At 49.5% G+C, this 13,233-nt stretch carries 10 protein-coding genes; 7 read left to right on the top strand and 3 right to left on the bottom strand.

From position 1 onward, the window contains the following. Positions 1-50: 50 nt before the first annotated feature. Both pgmB and M2404_RS18060 read right to left on the bottom strand, forming a co-directional pair. Positions 51-698: a beta-phosphoglucomutase gene (pgmB, locus tag M2404_RS18065; protein ID WP_259241152.1), complete on the bottom strand. Its 648-nt coding sequence runs from the start codon at positions 696-698 to the stop codon at positions 51-53. Next, positions 695-3,031 (bottom strand): glycoside hydrolase family 65 protein, encoded by a 2,337-nt coding sequence (locus tag M2404_RS18060; protein ID WP_259241151.1) that lies wholly within the window; start codon positions 3,029-3,031, stop codon positions 695-697. Before M2404_RS18060 ends, pgmB begins: the two co-directional genes overlap by 4 nt. Before the next feature lie 167 nt (positions 3,032-3,198). Between M2404_RS18060 and M2404_RS18055 the strand changes: the two genes are divergently transcribed. The 7 genes from M2404_RS18055 (at position 3,199) to M2404_RS18025 (ending at position 12,464) form a co-directional block, all read left to right on the top strand. Next, positions 3,199-4,425: an MFS transporter gene (locus M2404_RS18055; protein ID WP_259241150.1), complete on the top strand. Its 1,227-nt coding sequence runs from the start codon at positions 3,199-3,201 to the stop codon at positions 4,423-4,425. A gap of 99 nt (positions 4,426-4,524) precedes the next feature. Further along, positions 4,525-5,889, top strand: a complete 1,365-nt coding sequence (locus M2404_RS18050; protein WP_259241149.1) for an MFS transporter — start codon at positions 4,525-4,527, stop codon at positions 5,887-5,889. Between the two features lie 21 nt (positions 5,890-5,910). After that, positions 5,911-6,519, top strand: a complete 609-nt coding sequence (ssb, locus tag M2404_RS18045) for a single-stranded DNA-binding protein (protein WP_259241147.1) — start codon at positions 5,911-5,913, stop codon at positions 6,517-6,519. A gap of 329 nt (positions 6,520-6,848) precedes the next feature. Next, positions 6,849-8,042 (top strand): site-specific integrase, encoded by a 1,194-nt coding sequence (locus M2404_RS18040; RefSeq protein WP_259241146.1) that lies wholly within the window; start codon positions 6,849-6,851, stop codon positions 8,040-8,042. 237 nt (positions 8,043-8,279) lie between these two features. Further along, a complete protein-coding gene (locus M2404_RS18035; RefSeq protein WP_259241145.1) occupies positions 8,280-9,866 on the top strand; it encodes a tyrosine-type recombinase/integrase in 1,587 nt (528 codons plus the stop codon). Continuing rightward, entirely contained in the window at positions 9,859-12,051 is a 2,193-nt protein-coding gene (locus M2404_RS18030) for a hypothetical protein (protein WP_259241144.1), read from the top strand. Before M2404_RS18035 ends, M2404_RS18030 begins: the two co-directional genes overlap by 8 nt. A 2-nt stretch (positions 12,052-12,053) precedes the next feature. Further along, positions 12,054-12,464 carry a hypothetical protein gene (locus M2404_RS18025; RefSeq protein ID WP_259241143.1) on the top strand — a complete coding sequence of 137 codons (411 nt, stop codon included), beginning with the start codon at positions 12,054-12,056 and terminating at the stop codon, positions 12,462-12,464. A 468-nt stretch (positions 12,465-12,932) separates the two neighbouring features. Here the strand turns inward: M2404_RS18025 and M2404_RS18020 are convergent, their stop codons facing one another. After that, entirely contained in the window at positions 12,933-13,139 is a 207-nt protein-coding gene (locus M2404_RS18020; RefSeq protein WP_259241142.1) for a helix-turn-helix domain-containing protein, read from the bottom strand. Positions 13,140-13,233: the final 94 nt, after the last annotated feature.

Here is a 13,233-nt window from a genome sequence, read left to right as displayed (position 1 = left end):
GTGCGTTGTCACCTGACTGAAAATGCTAACCGCCACTGCTGCAGCGGTAATTACAACTTCAGCAAATTTGTCAGTGTAATTGTAGCTACGTCCGGATATACCTTTGATGCCCCGCTAAGCACCTTTGCATCACCAATACCTATCGCTTTCATACCGGCGCGGTTAATCGCTTCTATGCCGGCCAGTGCGTCCTCGACACCGATACAGTGCTGTGGCGCTACACCCAGGCCGCTGGCGGCGAGTAAAAACACTTCCGGATCGGGTTTGCTGTTAGTTACCTGATTAGCATCGGCAATATAGTCAAACTGCGTTGCTATACCTAAGCGTTCTACAACAAAGGCGGCATTTTTGCTGGCCGAGGCCAAACCAATTTTAATACCACTGCGTTTTAACTCAGCAAACAATGGCTGTACGCCGGGATAGAGGTTATCCGGCGTAATATGGTCAATAAGCTCAAGATAATGGGCGTTTTTTTGCTGCATCAGCCTTGCTTCATCAGCCGTGCTTAATGTTAAATCGCCTTTTTGCAAGATCCAGCGTAGTGAGCCCAAACGGTCAACGCCTTTTAGCTGCTCATTGTCATGTTCGGTAAAGGCAATACCCAGCTCATCGGCTAAGGCTTTCCAGGCGTAAAAATGGTAAATAGCAGTATCGGTAAGTACACCATCCAAATCAAAAATTACCGCGCGGCAGCTCATACAGATACTCCAATCGCTTTATTAACGGTTTGGCCGCGGGTTAACGCTACAGCCTGGCCAGCGTGATACAAAGTTAACGGCTCGCCGCTAAGCAACTGATAACTGGCTTTCTGTTGATTGGCGCTAAACTGCAGCACCCGGCCTCGGTAACTTAAACGGAAACTTAAGCGGGGTAATTGTGCTGGCAGCTGTGGGTTAAAATGCAAACCTGCGGGGCGTGAACGCACACCGGCAAAACCCATTACCAGCGACAGCCAGCTGCCGGCCATACAGGCAATGTGCACACCAAACTCGGTATTGGCATGGTGGTTGTCTAAATCCATCCGCGCGCTGTCACCAAAAAATTCATGTGCCCGTGTAGTATCGCCGGTTTCGGCAAACAGAATGCTGTGAATACAGCTGGATAAGCTGGAGTCATGCGTGGTCAGTGGCTCGTAGTAGGCTAAATCACGTTGCTTTTGTGCCTGTGGAATGGCGTCGTCCAGCAATAATAGCGCCAGTACCACATCGGCCTGTTTTAGGACCTGATGGCGGTAGATCACCAGCGGATGGTAGTGCAACAATAACGGGTATTTATCGGCCGGGGTGTTGGCAAAGTCCCACGGCTGGCGGCTTAAAAAGCTGTCATCCTGCGGGTGCACCTGCAGTTGTTCGTCAAACGCCAGATACATATGCTCAGCGGCTTGCTGCCACTGTTGTATTTCTGTATCTGTTACGCCCAGCCGGTTTAGCAGCGGGCTTTGTTCTGCCTGCAGTTTTTGCACTGTTTCCAGCGTAAAACGTAGCTGCAACTGCACCATAGCATTGGTATAAAAGTTGTTGTTTACCAGCGCTGAGTATTCGTCGGGCCCGGTGACCATATGAATTTCAAACTTACCGCTGCGTGCAGAAAAGAACCCCAGTTGCAGCCACAATCGTGTAGTTTCAACTAACATTTCGCCGCCCATTTGCTGCATAAAGGCCCAGTCGTCAGTGGCCAGATAGTAACTGCGGATAGCATAGGCAATAGCGGCATTAATATGATACTGCGCAGTACCGGCCGGAAAATACGCCGAGCATTCTTCACCGCCAATAGTACGCCACGGGTACAGTGCGCCGCGGTTGTGCGACATCTGCCTTGCGCGCTCTCGCGCCGCATCAAGCTGGCTGTAGCGCTGGCTCAGCAATTGGCGGGCGATGTCCGGCTGGGTCAGGCTCATTACCGGCACTACGTAAATTTCAGTGTCCCAGAAATAATGGCCGTCATAGCCCGGGCCGGTTAAACCCTTAGCGGCAATATTACTCTGGCCATTGCGGCCGGCAGACTGCGCCAGGCTGAACAGGTTAAAGCGGATGGCCTGCTGCAGCGCAACATCGCCCTCTATACTTACGTCTGCCTGCTGCCAGAATTGCTGCCACCACTGCTGATGTTCGCTTAACAGGCTACTAAAGCCCTGCTGTTGGGCATTGTTAAGTAATTGCAGTGCTTGTTGGCCCAGGCTATCGCTATCAACAACATTAGTGCTATGGCAGTAAATCACCAGTTTATGCAGCGTTTGTGTTTCGCCTTGCTGCAGTTGCAAAGCAAAGTGCTGGGTTAGTTTATTACTCTGGCTGTCGTCCTGTGCCTGCAACGCAGCATTGGTTGGCAGCATATGGCAGCTTGCTGCGGCAACAATAAAATCAGCACCTTTGGCGCGGTGCAGCATCAGGCTGTGTTCGTTATCGAATTGCTGGTTAAGCAGAGTTAAGCTGTCGGCAATAGCCATCTCGCCAACGCGCGGATCATCTTTTTTATAAAAGCCCGGATAAGCAGCATCCAACGCGCTGCTCAGTTTAATCTGGCCGGAAAAGTTTAGTGCGGTAATGCTCAGCTCAATGGCCATTAAATGCGGGTTAGCTTGCGACACAAAACGGCGGCTGGCGATATGCAGCTGTTTACCGCTTTGGCTGTGCCATTCAGTGTGCCGGCTAAGTACACCCTGCTGTAAATCCAGTGCGCGGTTATGGCTTACAGCGTTAGCCGCACTAAAAGTTTCGCCGTCTACACTCAGTTGCAGCACTTTGCCGTTGGCTACCTGCAGCATTTTATGGTTATGTTTGGCAAAACCGTAAGCCGATTCACCGTAATGAATAGGCTCACTGCTGTACACGCCATTTAAATAGGTGCCTTCGCAACTGGCAACACCTGCCGGGGCGCCTTCTTCCAGTGTGCCGCGGCTGCCGATATAGCCATTAGCCAGGCTGAGCAGGGTTTCCTGCAGCAATAAATGCTGTGGCTGATAGTGGCTGTCGGTTAAAGCCCACGGCTCAGTAGTAAGTGGCCGCACGGCAGCATGGGGATGTAACGACATAAAGCGTACCTGACTTAATTGCAGTTAATAAGCTTAATATACAGCTTTTGCAATCGATTGCAATATGCGGCGAAAGCGTTGTATAGTGCAAAATGTCAGCAAACAGACTGGCAACAGGGTAAAACAACTATAGCTGTGTTACACAGCATAAAAATGAGAACCAGATCATGGCCACTTTGCGTATCCGCTTGTCGCTACTGTTAACCTATTTTGTATTTGCCATTCTGCTAAACAGCGTTGGTACGGTGATTTTGCAGGTGATCCACACTTACCAAATCAGTAAAGAAGCTGCCAGTGTGCTGGAAGGCTTTAAAGATATTCCTATTGCCGTAGTGTCTTTTATTATTGCCTCTTACCTGCCGCGGCTGGGGTATAAAATGGCACTGCAAATGGCATTGGTGCTGGTAACACTGGCCTGTGTACTGATGCCGCTGATCCCGGCATTCTGGACCACCAAGCTGTTATTTCTTACCGTTGGCGCCAGCTTTGCGCTGGTTAAGGTGTCGGTATATGCCAGCATTGGCGTGGTAACTAATACCAAAGCTGAACATGCATCCCTGCTGAATTTTATTGAAGGCGGTTTTATGTTGGGTGTGTTATCGGGCTACTGGCTGTTTTCGGCGTTTATGGACCCTGCTGCACCAGAATCTGACGGCTGGTTGCAGGTGTATTGGTTACTGGCGCTGCTATGTGCGGCCAATCTGGCACTGCTAAGCAGTACGTCTTTTCCCAAACTGGAATTACCAGCGACCCAGCCATTAAAGCAGGATTTTATCGCTATGCTGCAACTGGTGTATAAACCGCTGGTATTCGTATTTGTGTTGTCGGCGTTTTTATATGTATTGATAGAACAAGGCATTGGCAGCTGGCTGCCAACCTTTAACAATGAAGTGCTAAAGCTGCCAAATCAGCTTAGTGTGCAGCTAACCAGCATTTTTGCCGCCAGTCTGGCGTTGGGGCGTATTCTGGCCGGTGTGGTATTGAAGAAAATATCCTGGTATGTGCTGCTAAACAGTTGCCTGCTGGCAATGGCGCTATTGATCCTGCTAACGCTACCCTTAACACATAATATTGAACCCACAGCTGATGTTAGCTTATTTACTGCCCCGCTGGCCGCCTACTTATTTCCGCTGATTGGCCTGTTTATGGCACCGGTTTATCCGGTTATTAACTCGGTAATATTAAGCACGCTGCCCAAGCCGAAGCATGCCGCTATGACGGGCCTTATAGTGGTGTTTTCTGCCCTGGGCGGCACCACAGGCTCTATGGTTACCGGTTATACCTTTGCCAACTTTGACGGCCAGACGGCATTTTATCTTTGCCTGCTGCCACTAAGCTTGTTGTTGTTGTCTGTTGGGTTATTTCATCACCAGAGTAAGCGGGTTGTAGCCTGATTTGTCACATAACACCGGCTAACCGGGCTGAAATCCGCTTAAAGCGTGCTGGTTCTGTGCTACACTGGCGCGCTTATTTCAGCGGTTAGTTCTTATCTGATGCATCAACTGAATTCTTTAGAAAAACGTGCAGCTATGGCACTGGCGCTGGTGTTTTCCAGCAGGATGCTGGGCCTGTTTATGTTGCTGCCGGTGTTTGCCCTGTACGGCAGCGAACTGCATGGTTTCTCGCCATTATGGGTAGGTCTGGCCATTGGTGCTTATGGCTTAACCCAGGCTATTTTGCAAATTCCGCTTGGCTGGTTGTCTGACCGTATTGGCCGCCATAAAGTGATGCTGGGCGGGCTGGCGCTGTTTGCCACAGGCTCAGTAGTAGCTGCGCTGGCCGATTCTGTTTATATGGTTACGTTCGGCCGTATTTTGCAGGGTGCCGGCGCTATTGCCGGTGCCATATTAGCCTTAGCTGCCGACTTAACCCGCGAAGAACAGCGGCCCAAAGTCATGGCAATAATTGGCGCCAGTATCGGCTTAAGTTTTGCTGTGGCGATGGTGTTGGGGCCTTTGCTGGCTAAATGGGCCGGGCTTAGCGGCGTATTCTGGTTTACTGCTGTGTTGGCTTGTGGCGCTATGCTGGTGGTGGCATTGTTACTACCCAAAAGTGTTAACAAAGCGCCGATGGCAGAAACGCTGGCGTTGCCACAAAGTTTGGGTAGCATGCTTAAACACCGCCAACTGCTGCAGCTGGATTTAGGCGTGTTGCTGCTACATTTAATGCTGACAGCTATGTTTGTCGCGTTGCCGGCCCTGCTGCAAAACTATGGCCTGATATCGGTAAAACACTGGCAGTTTTACTTGCCGGTGTTGCTGGGATCTTTTGTGCTGATGATCCCGATGATGATTATTGCGATGCGCAAAGCGCAGGAAAAGGGCTTCTTTTTACTGGCTATAGCACTGCTGATCAGCGCTATGCTAATGGCATTGCTGCTGCCTGGTTTCACTGCGCTGACAATAGCTTTATTACTGTTTTTTATTGGCTTTAACTTTTTAGAAGCCAGCCTGCCTGCATTGGTATCACGTATTGCACCGGCAGGACAGCGTGGCAGTGCTATGGGTATTTATTCCAGCAGCCAGTTTTTTGGTGCATTTCTAGGCGGTGTAACCGGTGGTGCCGTAGTGCAACATTTTGGCTACCACTCACTGTTTGCCGTACTGGCTGTTATTGGTTTAATATGGCTGGCAGTTGCCAGCACCCTTCAGCTTCCTCCACGCGCCCAGCGTTTGTCTCTGGCTGTGTCGTTAACCAGCGAACAGCAAGCCAGTACACTGGCAGCGCGACTGACCACACTGAATGGGGTGCAGGAAGTTACAATTGTTCTGGCAGAGCAGCGCTGTTATCTGAAAGTCAGTTCAGCACAGTTTGATCACACAGCAGCGCAGGCTGTTATTACAGCCGCCGGGGCTTAAACACTTTTTAGGAGAATTCGCATGGCGCGTGGCATTAATAAAGTTATTCTGATTGGTAACCTGGGTACTGACCCGGAAGTGCGCTATATGCCGCAAGGTGGCGCAGTGGCGAATTTAACGGTAGCAACTTCAGAAAGCTGGACCGACAAAGCCACTAACGAGAAAAAAGAGCAAACCGAATGGCACCGCGTGGTAATTTATCAGCGTTTGGCTGAAATTGCCGGTGAATACCTGCGTAAAGGCAGCAAAGTGTATATTGAAGGTAAGCTGAAAACCCGTAAATGGCAGGATAAAGACGGTGTAGAGCGTTACACCACCGAAATTATTGCCAACGAGCTGCAAATGTTAGATGGCCGTGGTGATGGCCAGCAACAAGGTGGTGGTATGGGCGGCGGCCAGCAGGGCGGTTACCAGAAACCCGCCCAGCCACAGGGTGGTTATCAGCAAGCGGCACCACAGCAAGCTTACCAGGCTCCGCAGCAAGGTGGTTATCAGCAGGCGGCGCCACAACAAGGCGGCTATCAGCAACGTCCGGCCCAGCCACAAGGCGGATACCAGCAACCGGCACAGCCGCAACAACGCGCACCGATGGAACCGCCAATCGACTTTGACGACGATATCCCGTTTTGACTCACCACTTCTTAGAATGTAAAGACATTTTAAGATAAAGTGAAAATAACCTAAGTAGATTAGCAGGTTATCCTCAAAAATCAAGTTGTCTACCTTTTGGGTAAATCAACTTGGTCTTTGGGGATTCCAACCACTTTGAAATGTAAAGACGAATGTAAAGTCGTCGTTTATATGCGACAGAAAGGCCTGTTTTTAACAAATACTATGGTTCGGGTTTAAGAGAAACCCTGTTTTTTCGTCACAATAAAACCAAGCATTATTTAACTGAAAAACACGTTGTAAATCAGTGCTATACTTACACCCTGTTATAGGGTTGTAAGGAGTCCCGCATGGCCTATTCCGTCCGCCTCATCCAAGTTGAATCGCATGGCGATCGTGAAGTCATTGTGTGCGACAGTGAAGGGATGCCGCCCATTGATATCAACATGTACATCACGCGGTATCGTGCCCGCTCCTACTCCTATCGACTAAGTCTCGCCCGGGCGATCACCAAGATTTATTTGTGGGCAGATGAACGGAACATCGATCTGCAGGAACGGATGAAAAGTGGAGAGTTTCTCGGCTTTTTTGAGATGGAGTCATTCAAGGAATATTTACGTTATCGGGTGAACGCGCCCACACATTCTCCGCAATCAATAGAAATCGCGAAAAACAGCTTTATCGGCTCTGATACCTATCGTCGTCGGGCTGTCCGGATCATCAATTACCTTGAGTTCCTCGGTAACGTTTTTGCTGGTACACGCAAGAGCTCAGATCCTTATGCCAAACAGATGAAAACCTTCATCACGCAATTTGGTCAACTGCTCAAAGAGCATGAGGGATTACGGCACACTAACCAACGTTATGGCCTCACGGAAGAGCAGATAGCAAAATTATTACGATGGGTCGATCCCCAGAATCCTCAGAACCCATTTCAAGACCGGGTTAAGCTTCGAAACCAACTCATCGTTCATATCCTGTTGTTGACCGGTGTGCGCGATGGCGAGCTGCTGTCGCTTCGACCGGACGCGCTGATTAAAAAACCGTACGGCTACGCACTCAGGGTCACCCAAAATATCACGCTTGAGCTAGACCCGCGGGCGTATCCCCCGAATGTGAAAACCTATGCGCGTGATATTCCTGTCAGTGACAAAATTGCGCAGATGACCGATACCTATATCCGGACTGAGCGTAAACAACGAGGACGCGCATCTGCCAAAGCAGCACCGTATTTATTTTTGAACACAGAGTTAGAACCGAAGCCAGCGACCATTCGTGTCGTCAGTCATATCTGTGAGCGGGTCCGTGAGCTGGATCCTGACATGTTCAAATCGCTATTTCCTCACTTGCTACGACACACCTTCAATGATCTTTTAGTACTGACGTCGGAATTGGAACCGGACTCAGAAGAGTTTAAAAACTTGCAACGTGATCTATGTGGATGGACGACCGACAGTAACCAGGGAAAAACCTACACGAGACGGGCAAACGAACTTTTAGCCGCCCAGACCTTGCAAAAAATAGAATCGCAGTTTATGTTATAAATGTTATTTCCGTTTGGAGCGGAAATTTCGCGTTGGGTTGATTCAGGAAGAGTCAACTGCATGTCGGCATCGTTGGGATGCCCAGAAGGATAGTTCCACAAAGATGTTATAGATGTTTGTGTAAAGCGCAATTCGTTGAATTCGCACTTTTACCTTACTTAGCCATATAAACAAGAAGTTATCTCATGCCCTAAAGATTTAGGGAGGGGTACTTCATGGCTGACGAGGTAATAGCCCATGACACAAGCAACCCGCGCTCGACTGAAATCCAACGCGATTATTCCCCCTATTGATAGACCTTTGTTTGACAAAGCGTTCATCATGAGCCGTTCCCGGCGAATAGATACCTCTGGTTACATTTGGCAGATCGGTGAGTCTGATGCCGTCGTGCTGAATTGGTCTGCGCTCAGTCGACTCCCTGACGAATTAGTCAGTCAAATCAAATACGCCTTTGAATACTTCCTGGCTAAACTGGCACCAGATTCGGTCACAGGCTTCTTCGAAGTGCTCAAGCGCTTTTCTTATTCCGTTGATGAATGGGAGGACGAATTCACTCTCGCTGACCAACTCAGTGAATATGTTTTTGACTTCATCGTGTCTGATCGCAGCAATAACGACGAGTCAAACCTCAGCGTGCTCAGGCGTTGGTATTTACGGTCATACCATCTGGGTTTGTCGCTGTTCCAGCGCAAGACTTGTCAGGTGCTCTCCAGATTGTCTTTTAAAGGCCATCAGAAGGGCCAGGATGTCATGGTTTATATGGAAGGACGTTCACCTCTGCGCTCGGACGAGTTGGCACGGCTTCGCAAAGCATTGACTGACTGTCGTAAACACATCACGCCTTATCACCCCCTTTTCGCTAAGCTGGTCGCCACTTGGCTCTTTGTTGTCTTAGGCGTACGGCCCAGACAGCTTTTATTGCTGATGACCTGCGACTTTTCAGTCAACATTGATGAAGAAACAGGTAATAAAACGTACCTGCTAAACGTCCCGTCCGTTAAAAAGCGATACAAGCTACCGCGGCAGCAATTTAAAACCCGGTTACTGCCGATGTTTTTGGGGGAATTGTTGGAGCAATTAATCTCCGTCCAGTACGGCGATCTGTTCTCGAACGAGTTACTACCTAAAAGCGACGACCAGCTTATGTTTGTCCGGGTAAGAGATTCTGGTCGGGGCAAGCGACAGGCAACGTTTGAGCGGTTTGAAGGCTCGCCTGGTTTTTCATTTTTCTATCACGCACCTATCGAGGTGATGGCGTTCCTGGACGAACTGCGCGTTGCTCGTGGCCAGCCTGTGTTGGAGTTTAAGTTAACCCCAAGGCGACTCCGGAAAACCTTTGCTACGCATGCCGCAGCAATGGGCGCGCCATCCTATGCACTGATGGAATTGCTCGACCATGAAGATCTGCAGCACATCATGGTCTATTACCAATTAGGGGTTAACTTTGCCCTGCGTGTCGATGCGGTTTACCAAAAACACTTTAGTGACCACCTGGCTTTTTTTGAAGGAAAAATCACCCTCAAGGAGCTGGTGCAACGCAGCGACGTCCATACGGTATTCGGCCCTGACTCACTGAAGAAACTCGTGGGGATTGGCTTGTGCGCAAAAGGGGCGCCATGCACGTTGCAACCTCCCTATTCCTGCTACGGCTGTAACAAGTTTGAAGCCTCCAACGATGTCTCTGTTCATCAGGAGGTGCTGACGGCTATGCAAAACGAGATCAGAGAGAAGTTCGGGGACGATGCCCCGCCAGGGTTTTATACCGTGCCTCACATCAACGCTTGTAGTGAATTAGTTCTGCGCCTGGAGGTGGATCATGAATAACGCCAATGCACTAAAGTTAACGTACTCGCTTCTGCCTGATATCAGTGTTCAGGATCAGGAAAGTCCACTGGGTAAAATTGCGCGTTTATGGACGCCAACACAGAACTGCGAGCAGAATTATGCGCAGCTGGTAGCGCTGGGCCAGAAACTCTGCTCACTTGTCTTTCAAGGGCAGGTAGATTGGCATAGCCATATCTGGAACATTAGCGGATTTGAGTCGACCGTCAGCATGCGAGCTGTGGCTGAAAAAAGCAATGTGCTATTCACTCAACGCTCAGGCCTGAAAGCGCGGCAGAAACAAAAGCGAGGCGATGAAAAACCCTTTACTGAGCCCTTCGCTTCGTTTGCCAAAGCGCTTATTGTTACAGCGCATGCCAATCGGCCCATTGGCCATAATGCGCATATGGTAGTAATGCGAGCCTTGCGCTATCTGTATGAGGTTGCTGAGCTACATGGTTGCGCTCATGTCATTCAATTCTCACCTGGCCTGTTTAACGAGGCCATCAAGCTGGCAATGCAGCAAGGTGAGCTGGATTCCACACTCTACGTTACCGGCGAGAAGCTCAGCTATATCTCTGATCGGATGCAGGAGCTTGGACTAACAGTTATGCCCATCAACTGGGTCAATCCTATCAGCCGAAGCTTTAAACACGGCGGTAGCCTGCAATCAGGTAATGCACCTGAGCATCGGAAACACCGAGCGAAGATGTTACCTAAGACTGAAGCGTTAGTCTTTATATCGGCGCTTTGGCACCACTATGACGAGCTGGAAGAACGTGACAAAGCGTTAACCTGCATGGCAGTGGTACTGATGGCTTGCGGCTTCAGAATGGATGAGTTTGTCAGTCTGGACATGCATTGCATCCCGACCCGGGAGGAGTTTATGGCGTATGAACCGGAACTCGATCCCCAAAGTGGTCGCTATTGCCGGTTGTTGAAAATCCGGGTGCTGGCCAGGAAGCGCTATGTGTGGGACAGCAAGATTGTTCCACCGAGCATGACGGAGCTTATTTTTACGGCAATTGACCGGCTCAAAGCGCTATCAGAGGAGCATCGGGCAGCGTGTCGACTGCTGTTGCAAGAAAATAAGTGGACTAAGTTCATTCACTTTGACGATGAGCAATTGCTGACGTCACGGCAAATCATGGACGTCATTGGCGCGTCTTCAATCAGTAACACCATCACCACGCTAAAACGTTATGGTGTGATGCCGGCGCCCGGATCAAAGCACAAAAGTACCTTTTTCAAGGTTGCCGATATCCACAAAGCATTCAGTGAGGCCTACAAGGAGCGCATCGCGCCTATCATGGATGGAGTCGGTATGGGGAGCATCAAAGTGCCGATATGGAATTTGATAACGTTGCGCTTCAAAGATCAATATACGCCCAAGGAGATGCTCAATGTTTTTGCTGAGCCGCTGACGGGAACGCAGATCCAGGACTTTTTCAAAGGGCGGGATTATGTCTCTCGGGTATCAGGCGAAGCGTCACGTATGCTGAACGTGTTCGAACGTTACGCTTTTGCTGAACTGGAAGGGCTGGAAGAGACACCGGAGGTACGTACCCATCAGTTCAGGCATCTGCTTAACACCATCATGCAAGAATCGGACGTGTTCTCTCAGGAAGAAATCGCAAAAAATTTCCTCCGCTCAGGTACCCGGGATAACAAGGCCTACAACCATCGCTTGCAGCCGGAGTCGGTTACCGGCGCCCTGAAAAATGTGCAAAAGGCGGTATATCAATCCTCTGATGAGGTCTCATTAGAGCAAGCCGCCAAACTGGCGCAGCAATTTCCACTATTATCGCCGGACGAACTGACACAAGATCTGGAGAGTTTTGGCAGTTCTCACATGATGGATATCGGTCGGTGTCGGCATGATTATGTTCAGGGTCCCTGTGGCTTGCATTACGCCTGTTTGCATAACTGCAAGCATTACCGGCGTACAAAAGGCGATCCTGCCGAAATTTCCCGCCTTACTGAGCGCAGAAACATCGCCCAAGCCCAAATGGACAGAGCGTTGAAGGACGCAGATGAGGGATTTACCGGTGCCAACGAATGGTATCTTCATCACAAAGAACTGGTGGATGGCTGTAATACGGCATTGGCGGTTGAAGAAGATCCGAGTTATGCAGAGGGAGATATCGTGCAAATCTTCCCGAATGGTCGTGACTCCTGCGAGGTGTAAGGATGACCACAAGGTATATCACCGACACTGCCGCTGAAAAAATCGTCGCCTTACTCGATGAGTGGGCGACAGGCCAGCTTGGGACGGGGTTATCCTGGGCGGGCCTTGAAAAGGCATTTGGTTACACCCGCCAAGCACTCAGCGCAAACCCGTTGATCAAAAACAAGTTTAACGAGGCAAAGCAAGCACTGAAGCAGCGCAAACGATCGTCGTCAACGAGCTTGTCAGAGGATGATGAACTACAACGCCTTCGGCATCAAAACGAGGAGTTAAATCGGCGTGTGAAGGAGTTTGAAAGGCGTTTTACACGCTGGATCCACAACTGTCATATGAAAGGAGTTAACCCTCTGGATTTGGATACACCTATGGGGATCAGCCCGAAAACAGCTCTCAGGAATAGAGACAAGAGATAGCTCTGGTCAAAAAATAAACAATTTAATGTCGCATATAGTTGACGTATGTCGCATATAAGCTACATTAATCTTAAGCGACTGAACATGGCTAAGTAAGTGCTAACCATGGAGGTGACTGTTTGCCAGGGATGGTTCTGATTTGATGTTGGAGAAACACGATGATGACTCTTTCTGCAAATACCCTTACGCAATCAATGTTTGAGTTAAAGACCAAACGTACCCGCTTGAACAATATTAAGGAGCATCTCTTAAACGCCCTTCAAATATCCCCTCAACGGCAGGGGCTTGTCATGCTCCTCGGCCAAGGCAGCGAGAAAAACAATGCCGAGGCACTTTACTGCTGGCTGGAGTGCCAATATAGATTTGACCCCAAATTCACGACGTTGTCGCTCGGGGAAATAGAGGGCCGCCTTTTGAGACGCCTAGAGTGTGGTATGGACCAATGGCCTGGTTAGCCAGGCCGGAGCATCATTTGTCGGGAACATGCTCGATAAGCTGCTCGACGGGAACTTTGAAGTAGGTGCAAAGACGGTCAATTATATCAACGGTTGTATTGAAACCGGGCTTGTGGAGTATGCGTGATAGCGTAGCACGATGGATACCTGTGGCTTCTGAGATGTCAATCAGCGTGACGCGTTTTTGGTCATCAAATGACTTTTTTTCAATTAATGTCATTAGGTGGTACTTGATCATCACCCCTCCTATAGCAGTCCCTTTCTATCATAACGGGTTTTCAAAAAAAATGAGCACATATCTGGCATTATAGGAG

Origin of the sequence: Rheinheimera pacifica (genome assembly GCF_024809855.1) — a bacterium.
Lineage (GTDB): Bacteria > Pseudomonadota > Gammaproteobacteria > Enterobacterales > Alteromonadaceae > Alishewanella > Alishewanella pacifica_A.
Note: the sequence above shows the minus strand (reverse complement) of the source record. Positions and strands in the feature narration are given on the sequence as shown.